At 42.5% G+C, this 24,332-nt stretch carries 22 protein-coding genes; 10 read left to right on the top strand and 12 right to left on the bottom strand.

What is annotated here, in order from left to right; translation table 11 throughout:
* A complete protein-coding gene (locus ACYVRS_RS02640) occupies positions 1-558 on the top strand; it encodes a cysteine hydrolase family protein (protein ID WP_461202423.1) in 558 nt (185 codons plus the stop codon).
* 2 nt (positions 559-560) lie between these two features.
* Positions 561-860, top strand: a complete 300-nt coding sequence (locus ACYVRS_RS02635) for a hypothetical protein (RefSeq protein ID WP_054115195.1) — start codon at positions 561-563, stop codon at positions 858-860.
* Positions 861-926: 66 nt separating this feature from the next.
* Here the strand turns inward: ACYVRS_RS02635 and ACYVRS_RS02630 are convergent, their stop codons facing one another.
* Positions 927-2,819, bottom strand: coding sequence for a M13 family metallopeptidase (locus tag ACYVRS_RS02630; RefSeq protein WP_461202421.1), 1,893 nt, complete (start codon positions 2,817-2,819; stop codon positions 927-929).
* 138 nt (positions 2,820-2,957) lie between these two features.
* Between ACYVRS_RS02630 and ACYVRS_RS02625 the strand changes: the two genes are divergently transcribed.
* Complete coding sequence (locus ACYVRS_RS02625) at positions 2,958-3,497, top strand: C39 family peptidase (RefSeq protein ID WP_312497924.1); 540 nt, start codon at positions 2,958-2,960, stop codon at positions 3,495-3,497.
* Positions 3,498-3,568: 71 nt separating this feature from the next.
* Positions 3,569-4,534: a ribose-phosphate diphosphokinase gene (locus tag ACYVRS_RS02620; RefSeq protein WP_312497923.1), complete on the top strand. Its 966-nt coding sequence runs from the start codon at positions 3,569-3,571 to the stop codon at positions 4,532-4,534.
* A 66-nt stretch (positions 4,535-4,600) separates the two neighbouring features.
* Here the strand turns inward: ACYVRS_RS02620 and ACYVRS_RS02615 are convergent, their stop codons facing one another.
* Positions 4,601-5,626, bottom strand: a complete 1,026-nt coding sequence (locus ACYVRS_RS02615; RefSeq protein ID WP_461202418.1) for a LacI family DNA-binding transcriptional regulator — start codon at positions 5,624-5,626, stop codon at positions 4,601-4,603.
* A 105-nt stretch (positions 5,627-5,731) separates the two neighbouring features.
* The gene (locus ACYVRS_RS02610; RefSeq protein ID WP_461202416.1) at positions 5,732-7,996 is read right to left on the bottom strand and encodes a glycoside hydrolase family 65 protein; all 2,265 of its coding nucleotides are present in this window, start codon (positions 7,994-7,996) and stop codon (positions 5,732-5,734) included.
* A gap of 238 nt (positions 7,997-8,234) precedes the next feature.
* Here ACYVRS_RS02610 and ACYVRS_RS02605 point away from each other — a divergent pair, with 238 nt between their 5' ends.
* Together ACYVRS_RS02605 and ACYVRS_RS02600 are read left to right on the top strand one after the other, a co-directional pair.
* Positions 8,235-10,409, top strand: a complete 2,175-nt coding sequence (locus ACYVRS_RS02605) for a PTS transporter subunit IIBC (protein ID WP_461202414.1) — start codon at positions 8,235-8,237, stop codon at positions 10,407-10,409.
* A 79-nt stretch (positions 10,410-10,488) separates the two neighbouring features.
* Positions 10,489-11,313 (top strand): endonuclease/exonuclease/phosphatase family protein, encoded by an 825-nt coding sequence (locus ACYVRS_RS02600; RefSeq protein WP_461202412.1) that lies wholly within the window; start codon positions 10,489-10,491, stop codon positions 11,311-11,313.
* A gap of 100 nt (positions 11,314-11,413) precedes the next feature.
* Here ACYVRS_RS02600 and ACYVRS_RS02595 read toward each other — a convergent pair whose 3' ends face one another.
* From ACYVRS_RS02595 to msrA, 9 genes are all read right to left on the bottom strand, one after another.
* A complete protein-coding gene (locus ACYVRS_RS02595) occupies positions 11,414-11,851 on the bottom strand; it encodes a hypothetical protein (protein ID WP_461202410.1) in 438 nt (145 codons plus the stop codon).
* A complete protein-coding gene (locus ACYVRS_RS02590) occupies positions 11,844-12,617 on the bottom strand; it encodes a MurR/RpiR family transcriptional regulator (RefSeq protein ID WP_054115186.1) in 774 nt (257 codons plus the stop codon). The genes ACYVRS_RS02595 and ACYVRS_RS02590 overlap by 8 nt, the downstream gene beginning before the upstream one ends.
* A gap of 61 nt (positions 12,618-12,678) precedes the next feature.
* Positions 12,679-14,010 carry a 6-phospho-alpha-glucosidase gene (locus ACYVRS_RS02585; RefSeq protein WP_461202408.1) on the bottom strand — a complete coding sequence of 444 codons (1,332 nt, stop codon included), beginning with the start codon at positions 14,008-14,010 and terminating at the stop codon, positions 12,679-12,681.
* 16 nt (positions 14,011-14,026) lie between these two features.
* A complete protein-coding gene (locus ACYVRS_RS02580) occupies positions 14,027-15,619 on the bottom strand; it encodes an alpha-glucoside-specific PTS transporter subunit IIBC (RefSeq protein WP_461202406.1) in 1,593 nt (530 codons plus the stop codon).
* A gap of 214 nt (positions 15,620-15,833) precedes the next feature.
* Positions 15,834-16,505 (bottom strand): type 1 glutamine amidotransferase, encoded by a 672-nt coding sequence (locus tag ACYVRS_RS02575; RefSeq protein WP_461197995.1) that lies wholly within the window; start codon positions 16,503-16,505, stop codon positions 15,834-15,836.
* On the bottom strand, positions 16,498-17,847 hold the full coding sequence (locus ACYVRS_RS02570; RefSeq protein ID WP_461202404.1) for a MurT ligase domain-containing protein: 1,350 nt from the start codon (positions 17,845-17,847) through the stop codon (positions 16,498-16,500). Before ACYVRS_RS02570 ends, ACYVRS_RS02575 begins: the two co-directional genes overlap by 8 nt.
* A 185-nt stretch (positions 17,848-18,032) precedes the next feature.
* Positions 18,033-19,439: a TrkH family potassium uptake protein gene (locus tag ACYVRS_RS02565; RefSeq protein WP_313510131.1), complete on the bottom strand. Its 1,407-nt coding sequence runs from the start codon at positions 19,437-19,439 to the stop codon at positions 18,033-18,035.
* Between the two features lie 105 nt (positions 19,440-19,544).
* Positions 19,545-20,609 (bottom strand): iron-containing alcohol dehydrogenase family protein, encoded by a 1,065-nt coding sequence (locus tag ACYVRS_RS02560; RefSeq protein WP_461202402.1) that lies wholly within the window; start codon positions 20,607-20,609, stop codon positions 19,545-19,547.
* A gap of 158 nt (positions 20,610-20,767) precedes the next feature.
* Complete coding sequence (msrA, locus tag ACYVRS_RS02555) at positions 20,768-21,286, bottom strand: peptide-methionine (S)-S-oxide reductase MsrA (RefSeq protein WP_312499333.1); 519 nt, start codon at positions 21,284-21,286, stop codon at positions 20,768-20,770.
* An 88-nt stretch (positions 21,287-21,374) separates the two neighbouring features.
* Here msrA and ACYVRS_RS02550 point away from each other — a divergent pair, with 88 nt between their 5' ends.
* The 4 genes from ACYVRS_RS02550 to prmC all read left to right on the top strand — a co-directional run bounded on the left by ACYVRS_RS02550 (position 21,375) and on the right by prmC (position 24,163).
* Positions 21,375-21,554, top strand: coding sequence for a GNAT family N-acetyltransferase (locus tag ACYVRS_RS02550; RefSeq protein ID WP_313539236.1), 180 nt, complete (start codon positions 21,375-21,377; stop codon positions 21,552-21,554).
* Positions 21,555-21,651: 97 nt separating this feature from the next.
* A complete protein-coding gene (locus tag ACYVRS_RS02545) occupies positions 21,652-22,236 on the top strand; it encodes a thymidine kinase (RefSeq protein WP_312499330.1) in 585 nt (194 codons plus the stop codon).
* A 3-nt stretch (positions 22,237-22,239) separates the two neighbouring features.
* Complete coding sequence (gene prfA / locus ACYVRS_RS02540) at positions 22,240-23,313, top strand: peptide chain release factor 1 (RefSeq protein ID WP_313539233.1); 1,074 nt, start codon at positions 22,240-22,242, stop codon at positions 23,311-23,313.
* The gene (gene prmC / locus ACYVRS_RS02535; RefSeq protein WP_461202399.1) at positions 23,306-24,163 is read left to right on the top strand and encodes a peptide chain release factor N(5)-glutamine methyltransferase; all 858 of its coding nucleotides are present in this window, start codon (positions 23,306-23,308) and stop codon (positions 24,161-24,163) included. Before prfA ends, prmC begins: the two co-directional genes overlap by 8 nt.
* Positions 24,164-24,332: the final 169 nt, after the last annotated feature.

The following is a 24,332-nucleotide window of genomic DNA, read 5'->3' as shown; positions in this document are numbered from 1 at the left end:
ATGAGAGCATTGCTGTCCATTGATTATACAGTTGATTTTGTAGCTGATGACGGCCGTTTGACTACAGGTCAAGCAGGTCAAGCGATTGAACAACGGCTGGTAGATCAGACACAAGCGTTTATTGACGCTGAGGATTTTGTTGTTTTTGCGATAGACCGCCATGACCCTGAGGATCACTATCATCCGGAAAGTCAGTTGTTTCCACCACATAATATTGCAGGCAGTTCTGGCAGAGCATTGTATGGATCGTTGGCACCACTGTATGAAGCGCAAAAAGATCGTGAAAATGTGTATTGGATCGACAAGCGCCATTACTCGGCATTTAGTGGAACAGATTTAGATATTCGGTTGCGAGAGCGCGGCATCACGGAGATATATTTAACGGGTGTTTGTACAGATATTTGCATTCTCCATACAGCTGTAGATGCATATAATTTAGGCTATCGATTGGTGATTGATGCAGATGCAGTCGCGAGTTTCGATGCGGTTGGTCATGAATGGGCATTGCGCCATTTTGAACAAACACTCGGTGCCAAAATCATAGCGAAGGAGGAATAGTCATGGGATGGATGGATCAACTGAAAGAAAATTTTAGTTTTAGTGAATTGACTGGATTATATCAAGCATATCAAAAAGGTAATTTAGATATCAAAGGATTGCTGAACAATGATTTTTTAAAAAAATATACGGATTTTGCTGACTTGGATGCTTTCATGGCAAAACTTGGTATCAAAGATGAGAATCAAATCATGGACTTCTTGAAAGACCGTGGCAACCGACAAAAAGCCGATCAAGTGGTCAATGCCCATACGCAATTTGATTCAGTAATCGCTATGTTAAAGAAAGCGTTGAATCAATAATTGTTTGATAAACCAAAAAATCCATCACGAAAACGGTTGATGCCGTTTTCTGTGATGGATTTTTTTTTACCAGATATGGACCCGTTTTTCGGGAGCAAGATACATAGGGTCTCCTGGTTTGATGTCGAAGGTCGTGTAGAATGCGTCGATGTTTTGAACTTGAAGATTGGCTCTCAATTTTGCTGGGCCGTGGACATCGATCGACAGCAATAACTGTTGATACTGCTCTTTGGCTTTGGTACGCCAAATTTTTGCCCAGTTGATAAAGAAGTCTTCCAATGCTACGTCCGCTTCTTTTTCAGCTGCCTCTAAGGCACAACTCAATCCGCCGGCATCGGCGATGTTTTCAGAAACGGTTAACGTCCCGTTCACGGTACCGCCCGCAAATGGTACACCGTCAAAGGCTTTGATCATATCTTGTGCCAACGTGTCAAAATGGGCCAAATCTTCTTCAGTCCACCAATTATTCAAATTCCCAAACTCATCAAATTTGGCACCGTTGTTGTCAAAGGCATGAGAAATTTCATGGGCGATGACTGCCCCGATCCCGCCATAATTGGCACTGGATGATTGTTTTAAACTATAAAATGGTGCTTGTAAAATGGCTGCCGGAAAGACAATGACGTTTTTGAACGGATGATAATAAGCATTGACCGTCGCGGCAGACATTTCCCACTCGTTTCGATCAACTGGCTGCTGCCACTTTTTAAATCCGTCTTCTCGGAATAAGCGGCCAAAGCGCAATGCATTTTGTAAGAGTGAAGAAGTCTCATCCGTATGCAGCTGATCGTAGATCGCTGGGATTTGATCAGGATAGCCGACATGAATGCCTAAATTGTTTAATTTGACGATGGCTTTTTCACGGGTATCCTGACTAAGCCATTGATTGCTGGTCAATCGGTTTTGATAGACACCAATCATGGTCTCTACCATATGTTTGACATCATTTTTGGCTGTTTCACCAAAATATTTGCGACCATAATAGTCACCCACCACTTGGCTGAACTGACCAATCGTTAAATAGTAGGCGGCTTTTTGTTGGGGCATCGCTTCGTCGATCCCAGACAAATAGCGGCCGTAAGTGCCTCCTAATTGTCGGATCTCTTCGCTCAGGTAAGCCGTATATGTCAAACTTTGGTTGACGATCATCCAGCCTTTCAGTAAATCGAAATGGCTCAAAGAGAGCAAATGATCGAATGCTTCGAAATATGCTGGTTCTGTGACGATCAGGGATTCTGGTGTGGCTGAAAGTAAAGCAGTCAAGGTTGTTTTGAAATCGATATGGGAAGATTGTGCAGCAAAAGCATCCAATGTTTGCGGGTTGTAATTTTTGCTGTAATCTGCACTCTCTTCCGCACTGCGTACATGGGGCGCAATCAATTTATCAAAAGTAATCGCTTGTTCCACCAGGGATTCAGCAGCTGCTTGGTCTTTGCCGTAAGCCACCAGTAATTTTACTGCCATATCAAAGTAGACTTGCAGCATTTCTTCTGCTTGCGGGTTGTCCGTGTAATACGTCTTATCCGGTAAAATCGTTGCTGGTGGATAGACGAGTAATGTATTCATTTTGGCGTTCTTCATGTCAGAATCGACATCGAATTGGAAAGGCAATGTGATACCATCCAAGATAAATTGGTCCAATTGCTGATTTAAATCATCATAAGAAGCTAAGGCTTCAATTTTTGCTAGGATAGGTAAGACTTCTGTACCGCCAGCAGCATCGCGTGTTGCAAAATCCTTTGCCAACCGGTAGAAAGCGACCGCGTCTTTCATCCGGCCTTTGGGTGTTGCATGGGGATCTTTGGCCATGTTCTCGAATTCTGCGATCATCAATGTGTCGATGCCATCTACCAAATCTTGAAACCCGCCAGTTGCAGGTTTATCCGCAGGAATCACTGCAGTGTCCATCCACTCGCCGTTTACATAATCATAAAAATCATCTTTTAACAGGGTTGTCATGTCTTTCGCTCCTCTCGCTTTCTACTATTATGAATCAAAAATCGAAAGGACGCAAAGAAAAGTTTTTCTTTAGATAAGGATTCGATAGGAGATTGTTCGATCCTTTGAGGTATAATAGAAACAAAGAAGGTGAAGCAGATGGAAAAATCCACATGGCAGGGCATCCCCGAAGAACGCTTTCGTTTGTATCGGCAATGGGTCACGCCCTCGGGGTATTTGTGCGGGACATATGCAGCGGCTGTTTTTTTGGCTTATTATCAGGATCACATCGACGCGTCCATCATTCCTCAAGCATTTCGCAAGAAAAATCAACGGGATCTCACGGCTGTGACCGCGTTTTTGCGATTGGTGATCCAACCACATGGGTTGCCGACAATCTCTTGGCAAGTTGCCCATGGATTGAGTCGTTACTTTGCCCATTTTCAATTGCCTTATCGTGGGCGCGCAACGATGGTTGGTGGCTGGCAACGTGCTTGTAAGCGAATCGATCAAGGAAAACCTGTGATTATCGGTATCTTGAAACCATTGGGCAGCACGTATGGGAATCATTGGGTGGTTGCCTACGCCTATTTAGAAAATGATAAAGGAGAACGATTCTTTAAAGTCCATGACAATTGGGGAAACTATAGGAAAGTGATTCCAGCTAGTTGGGTGAACGGCACTGTGACATTACCTTGATCCCGCGACTTAAAAAAACAGCAAATTTGTGCTAGAATAGATAAAAATAACCATATTCATTGGAGGCAATCATGGGCGAGAGTTATAAAGATAGTTCGTTGAAGATTTTTAGTTTGAATGGCAATCTGCCATTGGCAGAAAAAATCGCAAAAGTGTTCGGAACAGAACTAGGGAAATCGAAAGTGAAACAATTTAGTGATGGCGAGATTGCGATCAATATTGAAGAAAGTGTTCGCGGGGATCACATTTATATTATCCAGTCGACCAACGAACCAGTCAATGACCATTATTTGGAGCTGTTGATCATGATCGATGCGATGAAACGTGCTAGTGCCAAAACCATCAACGTGGTCTTGCCTTATTATGCTTATGCACGGCAAGATCGTACAGCAAACCCGCATGAACCGATCACAGCAAAATTGATTGCGAACATGCTTGTTGAAGCAGGTGCTTCTCGGGTGCTGACGTTAGACCTCCATGCTGTTCAAGTACAAGGATTTTTTGATATTCCAGTGGATAATTTGTTCACGATTCCTTTATTTGCCCATTATTACCGTCAAAAAGGGATGACAGGAGACGATTATGTCGTAGTTTCGCCTAAAAACAGCGGTGTTCAAAGAACCCGCAGTTTGGCAGAATATCTGGATACAGCCATTGCGATCGTTGATCAAGATGAAGCACAAGAAGGCTACGTGATTGGTGATGTTGTAGGGAAAAAATGTATTTTGGTCGATGATATTCTGAATACCGGTGCAACGTTGTCCAAAGCTGCCCAACTATTGAAAGAAGCTGGAGCAACTGAGATCTATGCCTGTGCCTCTCACGCATTGCTTTCACCGCCGGCCAAGCAAATCCTTGATGACTCACTGATCGAAAGTATTTGTGTGACGGACTCTTGTTGGACAGAAGATGCACGGCATCCAGAAAAATTACAGTATATCTCATGTGCTGAACTCATGGGTGAGGCGGTCAAACGCATCCATGAAAACACACCGATGAGCCCGTTATTCCGTTTAGAAAGCAAAGACTATCAATAATAGAGAATAGAAAAACAGCCACCAAATGCTGATTTGGTAGCTGTTTTTTTGTAGAAACGTGAATGGTCACACTTGATCCACATGATGCAAGTTCAAGACCGTTTCTCGTTTGATCAATTTATGCGGCACGACCAATTGCATGCCATTGGAGTCTTCGTGATTCAATTGTGCCATCAGACGCTCGGTGGCGATTTTGCCTAGAGACAATACATTGATATCGATACTCGTCAAATAGGGGTGGGTCAAGGTCGCAAAAATCGAATTGTTGAAACTGATCACTGAAAGATCATCAGGAACCTTGATGCCGTACATTTCAGCCAATTGAATGATCCTCACCGCAAAAAGATCATCGATGACCACGATAGCCGTTGCTTGTGCCTGCTTGATGACTTCTTCGAAGGTGACATAATCCTCGGCTTTCTCAAAAGTCAACGCCGGATAGAAGGGTAAACTGGCTAGCATCATGGCTTTCTGGTAGCCAAAAAAACGCTCGAAATAGAGGTTTTCATGGGTGGTGTTAGTGGCAAATAAGATACGGGTATGGCCTTGAGCAATCAAATGTTCGGTCGCCTGTTTTCCTAAGAGTTGGTTGTCATTATCGACAAACACGATTTTATCTTCATTGCTGTAAGGATGACCAATCAAAGTAAAAGGGACTTCTTTTTCGACTAAGTAGTTGATGATTGGATCTTTCTCATCAGAGTAGACGAGAATAAAACCATCCACTTGTTTTTGCAGATGCATACGTTCCACATTTTTCAATAGTGTATCAAAATCTCGGGCAGAGGCGACAGCAACTGTCATTTGGTGATGACGGGCCTCTTCGTTGATGGCTTCTATTGTTTCTAAGTAAAAGGGATTTCCTAGCCGTTCTTTGGAATCTAAGGGGGGCAAAACGACGCCAATCGCACTGGAAATTTGTTTGCCAAGATTTCGGGCCGCTAAATTGGGCACATACCCCATGTCGGCCATCACTTTGCGGACTTTCTTTTTGGTATCTTCAGAAATACTTGGATGATTGTTGACGACGCGTGAAACCGTAGAAGTGGCAACCCCAGCTTTTTTGGCCACATCTTTGACCGTTATACTCACTGTTACTCCTCCTTTTTTAGCTTATAGTATCACAAAGTATCACTGTTATGGTAGGACCAATCAAAAGAAAGAAGAAATGCAGCCATTTCTTCTTTCAATCAAATCTTATACGATGTCAGCTGTTACTTCTGTTTCTAAAATGCAGTCTTTGCCGTAAAGTTTGATTGGCAATGAGTCACCTGAGATTTTCTTCAACGTAACGGTCGTATCATCGACAGACACAAAGATCAAACGATCCCGGTAGTTGATGTGGAATGCATAACTGCGCCAGGTACTTGGCAAGAATGGTGCAAAGCCTAAATGACCATGGTCGGTTTTCATTTGGGCGAATCCTTGTACGATTGCCAACCAGCTGCCGGTCATTGATGTGATATGCAAGCCGTCATCGGTATCGTTGTTATAATTATCCAAGTCAAGTCGTGCAGTTCGTTCATACATTTCTAAGGCTTTTTCTTCCATGCCCAGTTCTGCGGCTAAAATAGCATGCACACTAGGGGATAAAGAAGATTCATGCACAGTCATTGGTTCGTAAAAATCGAAATTCCGTTGTTTTTCTTCTTTGGTAAATTGATCACCGAAGAAATAAATTCCTTGCAGCACATCGGCCTGTTTGATAAAGCAAGAACGTAAAATATGGTCCCAAGACCAGTTCTGGTTCAATGGCAAATGCGCAGGGTCTAAGTCGGATACCGGCATCAAGTCTTTGTCTAAGAACGTATCGTGTTGAACGAAGACCCCTAATTCTTGATCTTCTGGGAAGTACATGTTGTCAATGATATCCTGCCATTTGGCTTGCTCATCTGCAGAAATCTCGACATTGGTTTCATCTTCGAAAGTGCGATAATTTTCTAAAGTATAGCGTAAGACCCAAGCAGCCATTTTGTTGGTATACCAGTTGTTGTTGATGTTATTTTCGTACTCATTTGGTCCAGTCACACCGTGGATCATATACGCTTGCTTTCGTTTCGAATAATGGACACGGTCAGCCCAAAAACGTGCGATAGCCGTCAATACGTCCAATCCCTCATGTTTCATATAAGTCGTATCACCAGTATAATTTGTATAATTATAGATCGCGTAGGCAATTGCCCCATTGCGGTGGATTTCTTCAAAGGTGATTTCCCATTCGTTATGACATTCGATCCCAGTGAAGGTCACCATCGGATATAAGGCACCAGCCAATCCCTGTTTTTGGGCATTGATGTGGGCTTGCGGCAACTGATTGTGGCGATATTTCAATAAGTTGCGTGTCACTTCAGGTTTCGCTAAAGCCAAATATAGTGGTACAGCATAGGCTTCCGTGTCCCAATAAGTGGCACCGCCATATTTTTCACCAGTGAACCCTTTCGGTCCGATATTCAACCGCTCATCTTCACCGTAATAAGTAGAGAACAATTGGAACAGGTTAAAGCGAATCCCTTGCTGGGCGGCGTCATCACCTTCTATGATGACATCCGCTAAGGCCCAGCGTGCTTGCCATGCATCGACTTGTTCTTGCCGTAATTCTGCGTATGAAGCTCCATATAAAGCAGCCAATTCAGTGATTTTTGCTGGATGGTCAGCTTCTGGCACATCACGGCTTGTAATAATCAACACTTCTTTGATCAGTGAGAATGCTGTCCCAGCATCACCGCTAAAAGCAAAGGTGTCGGCTACAGAAAGTTCACTTTTTATGGAAGCGTCAGGGACTTGATCGTGGTGCATTGCAGAAGTGACAGTAAATTGTTCGATATCAAAATGATTCTCTACTGTACGGGTCGTCAAATAGCTGAAATCAGCTGCTTTTCCATCAGCCAATTCTTCCCAAAAACGTTCATCATAATTGCTGTCTTCGTTGTGGACATTATTGTCCAATTTAGAAACGATTTTGACTTCAGCGTGGCCGTCTAAGATTTCTGCTTCCATCTTGATCAAAGCAAGTTCTCGTTTAACGATACTTAAAAAACGTTCGAAAGAGAATTTCACAGTGGCGCCTGCTAAAGACACGGTAAATGTCCGGCTTAAAATACCTGTTTGCATATCTAGTTCCATCCGGAAATCTTTCGGACTGACTTTGGCTAAGTCTACCTGCTGGTCGTTGATATATAAGTCCATTGCGATAAAATTAACAGCGTTGATCACTTTACCGAAATAATCGGGGTAACCATTTTTCCACCAGCCAACGCGGGTTTTGTCAGGGTACCAAACACCAGCAATATAGGTGCCTAAATGATGGTCGCCGCTATACTGTTCTTCAAAATTGCCCCGCATGCCCATGTAGCCATTTCCAATACTTGTTAACGACTCTTGCAGTCGGCGGTTTTCTTTATCTAGTGTTGATGTGGCGATTTTCCACGGATCGATTTCGAACAATCGTTGGATTTTCTTCATGAATGAGCCCTCCATAATTTTTATGATATATTTATCATAAGCGCAAACGATTGCGTGGTCAAGTCTTTGTTGTTGCATTCTGCGAGTTTTCTTGTTTTTGTTAATAATCTTTAATGAAAAAGGCTTTTTTTCTATTGTTCATTCAGAAATTGATGGTTTACAAAATGTTTTTTCTTCGTTAGAATAAAAAAGTAGAGAAACCGATTGCGTCAATCGTTTCAGAAAGGAAGGAAAGAAGATGAAAAAATTATTGAGTTTCGAATTTTGGCAGAAATTCGGAAAAGCACTGATGGTGGTCGTTGCAGTCATGCCAGCGGCTGGGTTGATGATCAGTATCGGGAAAACGATTCCGATGATCAATGCTGACTGGGGCGTCCTTGTTACCACAGGCGGTGTGATCGAAAGTATTGGTTGGGCAATTATTGGCAATTTGCATTTATTATTTGCGTTAGCGATTGGTGGCAGTTGGGCAAAAGAACGAGCTGGGGGTGCATTTGCAGCTGGTATCGCCTTTGTATTGATCAATCGAATCACTGGGTCGATTTTTGGCGTGACAAGTGCCATGTTAGCAGAGGAAGGGGCGTTCACCCATACCTTATTCGGCACAAAAATCATGATCGATGGCTTTTTTACAAGTGTATTGGAAGCACCTGCTTTGAATATGGGGGTTTTTGTGGGGATCATTGCGGGATTTGTTGGGGCAACTGCGTATAACAAATATTATAATTTCCGCAAATTACCGGATGCGCTATCCTTCTTTAATGGCAAACGATTTGTTCCCTTTGTGGTGATTGCACGGTCAGTAGCTGTCGCATTGGTCCTTTCTGTGGTATGGCCATACATCCAAGCTGGTATCAATAATTTTGGGCTGTGGATCGCCCAGTCGCAAGAAAGTGCACCTATTTTGGCACCGTTTTTATTTGGTACTTTAGAACGGTTGCTGCTGCCATTTGGCTTACATCATATGTTGACGATTCCAATCAACTATACAGAATTGGGTGGGACTTACACGATTCTTTCTGGCGCACAAGCAGGAACGCAAGTGTTTGGTCAAGATCCATTATGGTTGGCGTGGGCGACTGATCTAGTTAATATGCGCAATGCCGGAGACACATCGCAGTATCAATTTTTGTTGGAAAACTTTGTGCCGGCCCGCTTTAAAGTGGGGCAAATGATTGGTTCTTCGGGTATTTTGATGGGCTTGTCTTATGCGATGTATCGCAACGTCGATGCGGACAAACGCCACAAGTATACGTCGATGTATTTGTCAGCAGCCATCGCGGTCTTCTTGACAGGGGTAACAGAACCATTAGAATTTATGTTTATGTTCGCGGCTGTACCGCTATACATTGTCTACGCAGTTGTACAGGGTGCCGCTTTTGCGATGGCGGATATCGTTCATCTGCGTGTGCATTCCTTTGGCAATATTGAGCTGTTGACACGAACCCCAATGGCAATCAATGCAGGTTTAGGGCAAGACTTGATCAATTTTGTTCTCGTGACCATTGTTTTTGGTGTCGGTATGTACTTCCTGGCGAATTTCTTGATCAAGAAGTTCAACTTTGCTACACCTGGCCGAAATGGCAATTATGAAGTCGAAGGAGCTGCAGATACGCCGGCAGCAGCAACGGCAGACGGCACGCTTGACCCAAATGCACAAGTCGTGAAAATCATAAACTTGTTGGGTGGGCGCGAGAATATTCAGGATGTTGATGCTTGCATGACACGGTTACGAGTGACCGTGAACGATCGGACAGCTGTCGGTGATGAGCGATCTTGGAAAGCTGCTGGTGCATTAGGTTTGATCGTCAAAGACAATGGCGTTCAAGCCGTCTATGGACCGAAAGCAGATGTCTTAAAATCAGATATCCAAGATCTGTTAGATTCCGGTGTTACGATTCCAGCAGCAGTCATTTCCGAGCCAGCAGATACACCGAAGGCGCATCAAAGCCAAGGCTTGACGATTGACATGGTGTCGGTTGCAGATGGAGAAGTGGTTCCAATCGAGCAAGTGAAGGATCCAGTTTTTGCAGGTAAAATGATGGGCGAGGGATTTGCAGTCATTCCTGACCATGAAACAGTGTATGCACCGGTATCTGGGAAAGTCACTAGTGTTTTCCCCACCCAGCATGCCATCGGTCTGTTGATGGATGAAGGCGTCGAAGTCCTCGTGCATATGGGATTAGATACAGTTGATTTAGATGGCAAACCATTCAACGTCCATGTGTCAGAGGGACAGCAAGTCGCGCTAGGCGAGGCAATAGCCGAAATGGATATTGCTGCGGTGGCCGCTGCAGGAAAAGAAACAAGCATCGTGGTTGTCATCACAAATACAGATCAGATTGATGCATTCACATTGGAACAAACTGGCCAGCAATCAGGGAAGAAGGTTGTTGGAACGATCAAATTATAATACAATAAACCATCGGGTCATGTTGATTGACCCGATGGATTTTTTCGCAATGATTCGATATTGAAAGATAGGAGCTATCATGAAAGTTTTAACGTTAAATACCCATAGCTGGTTAGAAGAACAGGCAGAAGAAAAGCTGCAGATACTCGCCGATGAAATCGCAGCGGAGGACTATGATCTCATTGCGCTGCAGGAAGTCAATCAAAGTATGACGGCGCTAACGATATTCCCTGACGGTTCCTACTGTCCAACGCAAACCTTTGTTGAGATCAAGGAAGATAATTTTGCGTTGCGTTTGGTTGAAGCATTAGAGATTAGGGATATTGAGTATTATTGGTCCTGGAGTTATAGCCATATCGGTTATGATCGCTATCACGAAGGCAATGCGCTGTTATCAAAGCAGCCGATCGTAGCAACGGACTATCTGGCGTCAAAAACCAATGACGTATTAGACCATACCACTAGGAAAAATTTGAGCGGATTGACAGAAGTCGCTGGCAAGATGGTCCGTGTCCTAAGCTGTCATTTCTCATGGTGGGAACAAGACAAATTTGCTCATGAGTGGCAGCAAACGGAAGCATTCTTAAAAGGAACAACGGAACCAATCTTGCTTCTTGGCGATTTTAACAATGATGCGGCCAGTCCAGGGTATCAGCTTGTGTTGGATAGTCCATGGCAATGGCAAGATGCGTTTGCCGCAGCACAGCAAACAACTGGCGCAGCGACGGTGAATAAGAAAATCGATGGGTGGCATGAAAACGAAGGACAGTTGCGGATCGATTATGTCTTTGTTACAGGGCACGTAATTGTCCAAGAATATGAGGTCGTTTTTGATGGCAACCGTGTACCGGTCGTTAGTGATCACTTTGGTGTGAAGGTCGTTTTGGCGTGGAAAGAAGAGTAGCAAAAAAGGAATCTCTGTAGGAGATTCCTTTTTTTGTTTATGCAGGCATACCGTGATGCAGTAAACAGGAGGCGCATGCCCTAAAAAATCATTCAAATAGTCAAATTCTATTTAGAATCAGTAAAATGAGTAAAGTTAAGCTGATACAGATTGTACATGAAACATACACAACCCCTTTTTCTAAAGAGGTTGGATTTTCTGAGTGATTTTCTAACTGATTTCGATAAAAGAAAACCAATCCGGCACCAATCAAATTTCCTGTCATTATTTGTTGGAATAGTAAAACAAAGAGATACCTACCTAATAAACCATTTTTACTTTGCGAGAGGCGGGCGATGTAGTGGAGAGACCCCGTTTGAAGCATCATGATGCTTGTCAATAATATACCTAATGTAAATAAAGGATTGGCTAATAATAGTGAATGTAGTGAAATGTTTTGGGTTGTGATCGTAATAGATACATATAAATAATACAAACAAGAAACAATCATCCAGTAACCCAACAAAATAGGATGGAATGGAAACTTTCGTTTAGTCATAGTCACTCTCCTTTAGCGTAAATTGTCCATAAGAGCGAATCAAATAATCAATCAAGCAGTTTAAGCCAATCAATGACTGGCTAGGGATTTTTTTTCGTCCTATTTGAAAGAAATCACAGAAATAGGTTAGGTGATAGGTCGTATGGCGGGCAAAATAATTATCACCTGGCGCAGTTAATGAAAGTACGGGAATCTTGCGAATAGAAAAGGTACTGATATTTTCTTTGATATTTTCTGTTTCGCCACTCAATGATGCAATAATTACACAATCTTCTTTTGTGATCATTGGCATCACCATATCAAACTCAGTTTTATTTGGTAGTACGATGACTCTTTTTTCCATTGACAACATCATTTTTGAAAACTCTTCGATGGCTTTTTTTTGAGAAAAACCTGTCGCGTAACAATAAATTGTTTTGCTATCATCAAACAACTTGTTGATCACACGCAAATCTACTTTATTCATATAGTTCAGGGTAGCGAGAATATCATCCATTTGTTTATCGAATATAGATTTATCGTGGCGTTTCACTTGTTCTTCTTTTTGTTGATTTCGCATGAAATACTTGAATTCGGAATAACCAGAGAATCCAAGTTTCTTTGTTAGGCGCAAAATAGATGATTTAGACACATGTACACGTTCAGCCAAATCAATAATATTCAGTTTTGAGATCGTGTCCTCATTTTTCAGAATGTAAGATAGAATTTCACGGTCAAGAGTGCTTAAATCTGAATGATGTTGGTGAATCAAAATCTGTAATTTCAAAAAAATTCCCTCCTTTTATTTAAGTATAACTGAAAAAGAGGGAATTCGGTGGACGTACTAATCAATGGAGTGTAGGCCAGAATGATTGATTCGCTTCAATCAAATCATCTAACAATTCTTTTGCTACTCTTGCATTCGGAACTACTTTAGATAAAATCAATGCTTGCCATAATTTATGATAAGAATGTTCTTCCCATGCTTCAACCACTAATTTCTCTACGGCGACTTGCTGTTCCATCATCCCTTTTTGAAAGCGGGGAATACTGCCTTGTGTGATGGGCACAGGTCCATTGCTTCCTACGATACAAGGGACTTCAACCATAGCAGTTTGATCAAAATTGACGATCGCTCCTTCATTGGGTACGATCAACAACATCCTTTCTTGTGTGTTGTAGGCAATAGCACGGGCTAAATCAACAATATAACTGGCATGCTCATCCACTTCTAAGGAAGTATCTTTGGCTGTTTGGTTTTCAATGATTCTTTGACATTCACCAAATACATGTTTTTCACGACCGGCCATAACCTCATTCGCTCGCGTGAAATTTGGATTGGCATGAGCAACTTCATCTTGTGGGAAAAAGTAGTACTTCAAATACGTATTGGGTAAGGTAGAGGGATCAATTTCGTAAACTTCTTTTGCTTTAGCAAAAGTATGTGACCAACTCGCATCGGTATGTTGTGATGCTTCAATTTCTTCTGCTAAAGAGTAACCATACTTAGCTACGTGCGCTTTAATAGCTGGCATCAGATCCTTTCCTGACTTATCACGAATATCTGTCCACCATCCAAAATGGTTTAAGCCATAATAGCGGACAATTAGGTCCTTGCGGGATGCCAATCCAATTGCTTGCGCCATCCGTTCTTCAATGCCCACAGGCATATCGCAGATATTGATGATTTTCGCATGTGGTCTTAATTTACGGGTTGCTTCTGCAACGATTGCTGCTGGGTTTGAGTAGTTTAACATCCATGCTTCTGGTGAATATTGTTCCATGTAATCAACCAATTCCAATACACCGCCAATAGACCGCATACCATAGGCTATCCCGCCAGGACCACAAGTTTCTTGACCAACAACACCGTACTTCAAAGGAATTTTTTCATCTTTCTCACGCATGGCATACAACCCGACACGAATATGCGCCATCACGAAATCAACATCAGTAAATGCCGTTTCAGGATCAGTAGTCGCTAAAAAATCAATCTCAGGGGCACGTTCCTTCAATAAAATTTCACACGCTTGAGCGACTTTATCTTGTCGCTCCTCTAAGTTGTCATAAAATTTGATTTGACGAATTGGAAAACGGTCTAAATGTTCAAGTAACATCAAAACGATTCCTGGCGTAAATGTACTACCGCCTCCTGCAATAACGATTGAAAATTTTTTCATTTATAATTCTTCCTTTCTATTCATCGATCATTAATAATTTTTCGAATTGTTCCCTTACTTGTGGCACATCTAAACCAACTATGACTTGAAAAGCATTCCCATTTCTAACAACACCGTGGGCACCGCCTTCTTTAAAGACATTGTCTGGTAATACCTGATTTTGATCTCTGACTGTGATGCGGAGGCGTGTGGCGCAATTCGTCACTTTATCGATGTTATCGCGCCCGCCAAAACCCTCTAGATAAACAGCGGCTTGTTCTGTATATCGATTTGCCCCGGCAACTAAGGGGGTTCCGTTGGCTGCTTTTTTCTCTTTATACTCTTTTTTCGAATATAGTTTTACCTCTGCGTTGCTGTCTTCTCTGCCTGGTGTAGCCAAGTTGAATTTCAAAATCAAGAAACGGAAAACGATAAAGTAAATTGCAGTGAAGGCTAGACCTATCAATAATTGTGTGAAAATCATTGATTTATGATTTTGGAACAATGGAATCCAAACTTTGGCTAATAGATCAATGAACCCACCACCCATATCACCAACAACACCAAAGGCAAACATCGTTGCAGCCATTGTAGCTGCGAGAACAGCATGTACGGCAAACAGTGGCGGAGAGATAAACAAGAATGTGAATTCTAGTGGTTCCGTAATACCAGCTAAAACAGCTGTTAATGTTGCAGGAATCAAAATCGCTAATACTTTCTTTTTATTCTCAGGTTTAGCTGTAAAATAAAAGGCAGCTGTAATACCTGGGGCAGCAAAAATTTTGGAATTTCCATGAAGCGCGAAACCACCTTCAGGAAATAGCTGTTTTAATGGCGTGCTTGATTGTGCAAATTCTTGCAAATGTGCCATCCAGTATTTTGAAATACCTTCTTCAACAACAGCAGGACCAAAAACAAAAGGTGTATAAACGAAGTGATGGAGGCCTGTGGGAATCAATATTCGCTCTAAAAATGTATATAGCCACACCCCAAAGACACCGGCACTTGCTAAGAATCCTTGCATTGAACCAATACCTGCTTGAACTTTTGGCCAAATCAAAGCAATCAGAAAAGCAACTGGCAACATAATGAAAAAACCTAGAATAACAATGAATGAAGAACCTTGAAAAATACCAAGAAAATCTGGTAGTTTTGTATCAAAGAATCGATTATGCAAATAAACGACGATTGCAGATATAAAAATTGCACCGATGATTCCTGTATCTAATGTTTTGATTCCAGCTATTAGCTTCAAACCACTCTCCCCACCAGCATCCGCGGCGAAGTTCACACCAAAAAAATCTCCAAAGTATTCAATCATACCAGATATAAAATAATTACATGTAATATACACGACAAACGCCTCCATGGCAGCGCGTGCGTTTGCTTTTTTGGCTAAGCCAATTGGTAAGCCTATAACGAAAAGCAATTCCATTTGATTGAATACAGTCCAAGCGCCATTCTCAATAATCGTCCAGATGGCATACCAGGTAGTACCTTCTGTAGCGATACTGCCAACCAACATTGGGTTTTTGAAAATAATACAAAGTGCTACCATAATACCTGAAAATGAAAATAGAAGAACGGGTGTAAACATGGCGCCTCCGAAGCGCTGAATCTTTTCCATCATTTTTTTAAACATCCCCTTTCAATTTTTACTACATTCTTAGTATAAAAAAATGTGATAGCGGTTACAACGGTTCTTTAATGAGTAGGCACTTGGATTCAAACGTTGAGAAAAGGTAGCAAAGTCAGGGAATTTTCCCGCAAAAAAAGAACAGCACTAAATTATGCTGTTCTATACACTATAAAAATAAGTTTAGCTTGATGATGAAAGGCATGCTCTACACATCAATCTCCCCATAACGATTGGTCAACGCAGTACGGATCAAGCGTTCCGCCAAATGTTCGTTGCGGGCAAGTAATGGACCATGGAAATAAGAACCGAACACATTCCGGTAAACGACACCTTCTGTTTGATCTTCTCCATTGTTGCCATGGCCTTCGATGACTTTGCCAAGAGGCTTTTCGCCTTTACCTAAAAAAGTCCGCCCATTATGATTTTCAAAACCATAGTATGTTTCGTCGAATCCTTCATTGTGAATCACGATGTCACCGATGAAACGATTGTTGTCTTGGCTAAGTGTATAGTGATCGAGCGCGCCGATGCCCTCGATTTTCTCCCCATTGGCCCCCATATAATAATGCCCTAATAATTGATAGCCGCCGCAAATAGCTAACATGACACCATCATTTTCGATATAGCGGGTCAAGTCGTCTTTTTTACTTTGGATATCTTTGGAGACAATCAATTGTTCAAAATCCTGCCCACCGCCAAAGAAGACCAAATCATATTTTTCGGCATCGAAAGGTTCATGGATACTGACAACTTCCACATTGAAGGCAACGCCCATTTTCTCAGCCACATAGCGCAGCATCAGGAGATTGCCGTTGTCGCCATAGGTATTCAGCAAGTTGCCGTATAAATGGGCAACAGATAGACTGTACTTAGTCACGTCCCATCCCTCCTTTGATATAGCCTTTTTCTGCTAATTTTTTGCGCAATTGCAAGACCGCAGTATACGTGGCTAAAATATAGACTTTTTCTGTCGGAAGATCAGCTATATCATTGATTACTTCATCTAAGTCTTTGGTTTCAGTGATCGATTCTTCTGGAATGCCAGCAACTTTCAGACGCAAGGCCATGTCTTTATGGCGATCACCGCCTGCAATCACTTTGGGGATACCCATTTGTGCAAAAGCTTCATGGTCACCATCCCAAATCCAGCTGACGTCGATGCCATCTGCATAATTGGCATTCAATAGACAGACCAGAGAGAATGGGTATGGGGAAAGACCGATCATATCAATAACTTGATTAAGACCAACAGGGTTTTTGACCAAAACAAGGGTGCATTCTTTGTCACCGATCCGGATCACTTCTTGACGTCCGAAGACTTTCTCATCATAGGCTAAACCAGACTTGATTTTCTCGGGTGCCATTTGATAGTATTCCGCAACAGCGGTTGCCGCCAAGGCGTTGTAAACATTGTACATACCGCCAACTTCGATCCGATAGGGATTGTTATCGATCACAAAATCAGCTGAAGTATTGTCCATCGCTGAGATCGCAGTCAATCGATAGTCTAAGTTTGGCCGATGGAAGCCGCAATTTGGACAGTAATACTTGCCCAAGTTGGCATAGGTGATCATTTGGTAATGCAGCAAGTGATGACATTCTGGACATAAAACACCATCCGTATTGTAATGAGCCATCTGCTCTTGATCAGGCAAATGATCGAATCCATAATATTTCCGAGGATTGACCGTTTTGACAGAATTGAATAGCGGAGAATCACCATTGCATAATATCGTCGCTTCAGGTGCATTTGCAGCCCCTTCAACGATCATCTTATATGTTGTATAGATTTCTCCATAACGATCCATCTGATCGCGAAAAATATTGGTAAAGACAAATAGTTCTGGTTTGATATAGCGTGTGACTTTGCTTAAGCTGGCTTCATCAATTTCTAAAACAGCAAATTTTTTGCCTTTTTTTGGCTTTGCAGACAAGAACGTCGAAACGATCCCTTGCACCATGTTTGCGCCAGTTGGATTGGTGAGTACTTCATCAAATTCCTGACGCAGAATGTTGACTGTTAATGCGGTCGTTAAGGTTTTGCCATTCGTTCCTGTGATAACGACCACTTGATAATCTTTGGCCAAATGATCCAAGATATGCGGATCGACTTTTAATGCCAATTTGCCTGGCAGACTAGATCCGCCTTTGAAAAAGTTTTTTAATACCCACTGAGAGGTCTTACCGACTGTGACCGCCAGTTGACTTCGTATACCCATAATTTACCCTCCATTTAGCGCACTGAAAAGATCACGCAAATTCAATTTATCATACCATATCCAACCAAAAAGGTTAAATTGCTTTTGCTATTCTTTAAGTTTCTGCTAAGGAGAATAAAAAAAGGCCAGCAACAAAGCTGACCTGTATGGTACAAGCAATCTAATGAACAGGAAAAAGACATCTGTTAACCAATAATGATTTTCTCAGTTGGATATTCATAGCCGATGTCGCGGGTTTCTTTCGGTACGAACAGCATCAAGGTATAGAGCATGCCAATCCGTCCGATGAACATCAGCAAGGCAATCACCAATTTGCCAATCGTAGATAAATCCCCTGTAATCCCCAACGATAACCCGGTCGTTCCAAAAGCAGAAGAAACTTCGACAATGATCGCAATCAAAGGAATATCTTCGGTTGCGGTCAAGAACAACACGCAAAAGAAACACATCCCCATAGATAGCATAAAGACGACCACTGATTTTCGCACATCATCATCGTCAATGCGCCGACCAAAAATACTGATGTTGTCTTCACTTTTCAAGAAAGCATATAGATAAAGACCAATGATAGCGATCGTCGTTGTCCGAATGCCGCCGCCAACAGAACTTGGACTGCAGCCGATAAACATCAACAAAGAGAAAACGATCAATGTCGTCGTTTGAAAATTTCCTAAATCATGGATCTGCAAACCAGCATTCCGCGTGGTCATTGAATAGAACATGCTGTTTACCCACATTCCGCTAAAGCTGTAATCTTTGAACAAATGATCTTTTTCAAGAAAGAAGATGGCCAGGGTACCGCCAACAAAGAGGATCACAAAAGCCAAGACAGCGATTTTGGTAAATAAGGAAAAACGAAACGGCAATTGGCGGCGCCGTTTTTTTAGTTTAAATTGGACCCACTCGCGAAAATCCATAATGACTGGAAACCCAATGCCGCCAATAAAAATCAACAGCATGATGGAGATCAAAAAGAAATAATCATGGGCAAAGGGTAAAATGGAGTTGCCTGTGACATCAAAGCCAGAGTTGGTGACTGCTGATATGGCTTGATAAAAACCATAAAAAATTGCATCCCGCCAATGATCGTAATAGCCATACAAGTGAAAATAGATGGCAAAGACCGTGCCAGCTATGACTTGGCACAACAGAATGATGGTGAATGTCGTACGAATCATGCGCACGATCCCGCTTAGTTTAGGCTGGTTCATATCCGTCATGATCAGCTGTCGTTGTTTTAAGCTGATTTTTCGTCGAGAAACGATCGCAAAAAAAGTAGAGATCATCATAATACCCAATCCACCTACTTGAAAAAGGACTTCAAGCAGCACCACGCCGCGGTCATTGAAAATATCATTGATCGGAAATGTGGTGAGCCCAGTCACGCTGACCGTACTGACAGCCATAAAAAAGAGGTCGATGAAAGAGGCATGAGAACCCGGTTCACGAAAAAAAGGCAGATAAAACAAAGCCAATGAGAGAACGGTCATCACAATATAATAAAAAACGATCACTTGGATCGAAGAAACATTTTTAGATAAAAATGTTTTGCCGCGACGTTGTGTCAGGCGGGCAAAGCGGCTGATGTTCATCTTGATTAACCCCTTACTTGGTAAACTAAGAATAGTATACCAAAGAATAGGGGGTTTTTGAATGGAAGTGATAAGGCAGGACATGGTTGCTGTTTATCTTTAGCGTTAGAGAGCTTCAACAGCAAGGATCGCTTGGTAGACTTTTTCGGTCGTGATTGCTGGATCAATCAACACGAAGGTTTCTTCCGGCTTGATCGCATATTGTAAAACATCTTCAAAATATGCTTGATCGGTGCGGGTGACATGGATATCTTTTAACTTCATCGGTAAATGCAACGCTTCATAAAAAGGGCGCAATTCTTCAATCACCGTAAAGTCATTGGTATAAGCGAGTTGGACCCAGATGCAATAAGCGACTTTATTGCCATGCAAAACAGCATGTGTTTCTGCCAAGTAAGACAAGCCGTCATGGAGCGCATGTGCGCCAGATGTACGACCGAAATCAACTGCAAAACCGCCAACTTCGCCAGCCAACGCAATGATCGCATCTGTGATACGGGCAAATGCGGGGGTCAAATGTTGGGCTTGCAAATCAGCGACTGCTTGGTCGGCATCTTGAATCAGCAGTTCTTTGATCAAACAAGCACTTTGAAAACCTAAGCGAACCAACGCTGTTTTTTGATCCTCGGTCAGATGACGATAAATGGCTTCCATTTCATAGTATTTTGCCAACGTGTCAGCGATACCGGCGATAAAATAATCGACTGGTGTCGCCAATAAGAAGGCCGTATCAACGAGGGTCAGATAGGCTCCTTTTTTTGCATAATCGATTTTGTTGATGGTATGGTCTGGATGGTAGACAACGATCACTGGCGTGAACGGCGCGCAGTTAGACACAAGTGTAGGAATGACGATCAGTTCAGCCCCTAGCCTTTCTGAAGCAATCTTTGCTGTATCTGCGACACGACCACCACCGATCGCTACGACAGCATCTGCACTGCCAATCTGATCTGCAAGAAATTGGCCATTCTCATAGCTGGAAGAACCATCATAACGATAAACTGGGTAATCAAAATCATGGGGATAATAGGCTTCAAATGCAGCAAAGGATTGGTTGCCAGTAATCACTGCAACTTGTTTGAACACTTTTAAATAGTCAGGCAGATCCTTTAATACGTGTTCACCGGTCACATACCGGTTAGGGCCAGGGCGAACTTCATTGGCTAACATACACAACACTCCTCAATAATCGTCAGAATTTTCAACCATATTAACGCGTAATCAAGCCTATTGTCAATTTTTTTTGATAGAAGAAAAAGCCGGTCTATTCATCTGAGATGAATGGATCGGCTGATAGCTGCTATTTGCGACAATGATCGTGTTGCGCGTCAAAGCCAAGTCTTACGAATAAATCCGGCACGACCAGAACCTTCGCTGTAGGCGTTGTAGTGGGCGGCATTTTTCTTGTAAAAATCTTGGTGGTATTCTTCAGCGGGATAGAATGGTTCAGCTGGCTCAATGCTGGTCACGATTGGTCCTTCAAAACGGCCGCTGGCTTGCAGGTTGGCTTTTGATCGTTCAGCAATATCTTTTTGTTCTTCACTATTGTAGAAAATCACCGGTCGATAAGAATCACCGCGGTCCGCGAATTGACCGAAGGCATCGGTCGGATCGGTTTGTTGCCAGTAAATCGACACCAATTCATCGTAAGAAATCAGCGCAGGGTCAAAGGTGATCTCGACTGCCTCCGTATGTCCTGTTGTACCAGTGGTCACTTCTTGATAAGACGGATTGGGGACATGCCCACCTGTAAAACCGGAAACGACTTTTTCAATGCCAGGCAATGAATCGAAGGGCTTGACCATGCACCAAAAACAACCACCTGCAAATATTGCTGTGTCTTTCATATTAAATGCCTCCTTTTTCTACTATGGTAAGCTTCTCATGGCGAAAAACAAATGATATGCTTGAGGTAAAGGAAATAGGAGGGATCATTTGGGTTGCGGTCCATCCCGTGCCCAGCGGCAAGGAGCCCCTCGACAACTGTTGTATCATGTTCTGGAAGTCTGTCAACAATCAGATGCGCCAACGATTTATTTACCTATACAAACTTGGAGTCATCACGCCATTGCTTTGTATCGTTATGAAACTGTCCATACATTTCCCCCAACTTGACTTTATGGATGGCAAACACAGCTGCATGAATTTAAGTCTGTAAAAATTTCGCTTTTTCAAGTATAATACCAAAGGAGTATGAGGAAGGATGGGCGAAATGGCACAGCTTTTTTTTAAATATGGCGCGATGAATAGTGGGAAGACCATTGAGATTTTAAAAGTGGCACACAATTATGAAGAACAAGACAAGCCAGTCGTGATCATGACTAGTGGTTTAGATACTAGAAGCGGTATTGGCAATGTATCCAGTCGAATTGGCTTAGAACGCGATGCGATCCCAATCTTTGATGAAACGGATCTATACAATTTAATCAAAGATTTAGGCTATACACCTTACTGCATTTTGATCGATGAGGCACAATTCTTGAAAAAGCATCACGTATTGGCTTTTACCAAAATCGTCGACGACTTAGGTATCCCTGTGATGGCGTTTGGTTTGAAAAATGATTTTCGCAATGAGCTGTTTGAAGGCTCGAAATATTTGCTCTTGTACGCAGATAAAATAGAAGAAATGAAAACGATCTGCTGGTTCTGTCACAAAAAAGCGACAATGAATCTGCATTACATCGATGGCAAGCCAGTCTACGAAGGAGATCAAGTCCAAATTGGCGGCAATGAAGCCTATTATCCGGTTTGTCGAAAACATTACTTTCACCCTGTCATGCAAAAAGAAGGAGAATAAACCATGTACGATCAGTTACAATCAATAGAAGACCGTTATGAAGAATTAGGCGAATTACTGAGTGATCCAGCTGTTATTTCCGATACCAAACGGTTCATGCAGCTTTCCAAAGAAGAAGCCAATACCCGGGATACAGTTGAAGTATACCGCCGCTACAAAGAAGTAGTGGAAGGAATCAAAGATACAGAAGAGCTGCTTGGCGAAAGTTTGGATGCCGATATGGCAGAAATGGCGAAAGAAGAACTTTCCGATCTAAAGAAAGAAAAAGATGTTTTAGAAGACCGTATCAAAATCCTATTGTTGCCAAAAGACCCGAATGATGACAAAAATATCATCATGGAAATTCGTGGTGCTGCTGGCGGAGATGAAGCGGCTTTATTTGCTGGTGATCTATTCAATATGTACCAAAAATACGCGGAAAATCAAGGCTGGAAAGTCGATGTGATGGACGCCAATGTTACTGGTATTGGCGGCTACAAAGAAGTCATCATGATGATTACTGGTGATAGCGTCTTTTCAAAGTTGAAGTATGAAAGTGGTGCCCATCGTGTGCAACGGGTACCGTCAACGGAATCTCAAGGACGGATCCACACGTCAACGGCAACGGTCGTTGTCATGCCAGAAGCCGAAGAAGTAGAGATCGATATTGCTGACAAAGACATTCGTGTCGATATTTACCATGCTTCAGGTGCAGGTGGACAGCACGTCAACAAAACGGCTTCTGCGGTTCGCTTGACCCACTTGCCAACAGGGATCGCTGTTGCCATGCAAGATGAACGTTCTCAGTTGAAAAACCGTGAAAAAGCGATGAAAGTGTTACGGGCGCGGGTCTATGATCAAATTTCGCAAGAAGCGCAAAGCGAATACGATGCCAATCGTAAATCAGCTGTCGGTACAGGTGATCGTTCTGAACGGATCCGTACTTATAATTTCCCGCAAAACCGGGTAACCGACCATCGAATCGGGTTGACTATCCAAAAATTGGATCAAATTTTGGCTGGTAAGTTGGATGAGATCGTCGATGCATTGATCGTGTATGATCAAACATCGAAGTTAGATGAGATGCAAAATGGCTAAAACCTATCGAGAAGTCCTTTCACGGGCTTCTTCTTTTTTAGAATCTGCCGGATTGGAAGGATATGCGATCCACTATCTTTTTTTGCGGCGCAAGCATTGGCAGCAATTGGATTGGCTGCTGCATATGGATAAAGATATTCCGCAAACGGATGAACAGCAAATAGCTGCTGATTTGACACAATTATTGGCCCATCAGCCACCGCAATATCTGCTAGGATGCGAAGAATTTTATGGGCACACGTTCAAAGTGACCAAAGATACGCTGATTCCCCGACCAGAAACTGAAGAATTGGTTGAGGCCTGTTTACACGTGACGTCAGCACAAGGCCTATTGCGGGTGGTGGATATTGGTACAGGCACAGGTGCGATTGCAATTTCCTTGAAAATGGCTCGGCCTGATTGGCAAGTGGCAGCAGTGGATTTGTCCCCTGCCGCATTGGCCGTAGCCAAAGAGAATGCGGATGTGCTTGGCGCAGAGATCGATGTTTATCAAGGGGATACATTGGCGCCAGTCATCGAACAGCAATGGGATTTGATTGTGTCTAATCCGCCTTATATCAGTCAAGATGAATGGCATTGGATGGATGTAAGTGTCAGGGAAAATGAGCCTAAGATGGCACTTTTTGCAGAGGACAACGGGTTAGCGATGTATAAAAAAATGGCCACCCAAGCACAACAATGTTTAGCAGTGAATGGGCAGATTGCAGTGGAGATCGGGTTTCAACAAGGCCAGGCTGTCCAAGAAATTTTTGCCAGTGCTTTTCCCCACAAACAGGTCACGATCAAAAAAGATTTAGCTGGTCAAGATCGAATGGTTCTCGTCACTCATCCACAGTTTGTGGATAAATAATTTTTTTTGCGGGGATAATTTAAATGAAAAACCTATGATATGAACAAATTCAAGTGAAATCGAGTTATGAACAGACTTGTCCACACTTGACAAACGATTTATCCACAAAATGTGGATAAAAAAGCAAAAAATGTTGATAACTATGGAAATGTACAAAATAAGGATGTGG

This window comes from Enterococcus salsurae (genome assembly GCF_054784955.1).
Note: the sequence above shows the minus strand (reverse complement) of the source record. Positions and strands in the feature narration are given on the sequence as shown.

Bases quoted from the DNA above. Each gene is read 5' to 3' on its own strand.
- ACYVRS_RS02640 (WP_461202423.1), top strand. From the start codon at position 1: ATGAGAGCATTGCTGTCCATTGATTATACAGTTGATTTTGTAGCTGAT.
- ACYVRS_RS02635 (WP_054115195.1), top strand. From the start codon at position 561: ATGGGATGGATGGATCAACTGAAAGAAAATTTTAGTTTTAGTGAATTG.
- ACYVRS_RS02630 (WP_461202421.1), bottom strand. From the start codon at position 2,819: ATGACAACCCTGTTAAAAGATGATTTTTATGATTATGTAAACGGCGAG.
- ACYVRS_RS02625 (WP_312497924.1), top strand. From the start codon at position 2,958: ATGGAAAAATCCACATGGCAGGGCATCCCCGAAGAACGCTTTCGTTTG.
- ACYVRS_RS02620 (WP_312497923.1), top strand. From the start codon at position 3,569: ATGGGCGAGAGTTATAAAGATAGTTCGTTGAAGATTTTTAGTTTGAAT.
- ACYVRS_RS02610 (WP_461202416.1), bottom strand. From the start codon at position 7,996: ATGAAGAAAATCCAACGATTGTTCGAAATCGATCCGTGGAAAATCGCC.
- ACYVRS_RS02605 (WP_461202414.1), top strand. From the start codon at position 8,235: ATGAAAAAATTATTGAGTTTCGAATTTTGGCAGAAATTCGGAAAAGCA.
- ACYVRS_RS02600 (WP_461202412.1), top strand. From the start codon at position 10,489: ATGAAAGTTTTAACGTTAAATACCCATAGCTGGTTAGAAGAACAGGCA.
- ACYVRS_RS02595 (WP_461202410.1), bottom strand. From the start codon at position 11,851: ATGACTAAACGAAAGTTTCCATTCCATCCTATTTTGTTGGGTTACTGG.
- ACYVRS_RS02585 (WP_461202408.1), bottom strand. From the start codon at position 14,010: ATGAAAAAATTTTCAATCGTTATTGCAGGAGGCGGTAGTACATTTACG.
- ACYVRS_RS02580 (WP_461202406.1), bottom strand. From the start codon at position 15,619: ATGATGGAAAAGATTCAGCGCTTCGGAGGCGCCATGTTTACACCCGTT.
- ACYVRS_RS02570 (WP_461202404.1), bottom strand. From the start codon at position 17,847: ATGGGTATACGAAGTCAACTGGCGGTCACAGTCGGTAAGACCTCTCAG.
- ACYVRS_RS02565 (WP_313510131.1), bottom strand. From the start codon at position 19,439: ATGAACATCAGCCGCTTTGCCCGCCTGACACAACGTCGCGGCAAAACA.
- ACYVRS_RS02560 (WP_461202402.1), bottom strand. From the start codon at position 20,609: ATGTTAGCCAATGAAGTTCGCCCTGGCCCTAACCGGTATGTGACCGGT.
- msrA (WP_312499333.1), bottom strand. From the start codon at position 21,286: ATGAAAGACACAGCAATATTTGCAGGTGGTTGTTTTTGGTGCATGGTC.
- ACYVRS_RS02545 (WP_312499330.1), top strand. From the start codon at position 21,652: ATGGCACAGCTTTTTTTTAAATATGGCGCGATGAATAGTGGGAAGACC.
- prfA (WP_313539233.1), top strand. From the start codon at position 22,240: ATGTACGATCAGTTACAATCAATAGAAGACCGTTATGAAGAATTAGGC.
- prmC (WP_461202399.1), top strand. From the start codon at position 23,306: ATGGCTAAAACCTATCGAGAAGTCCTTTCACGGGCTTCTTCTTTTTTA.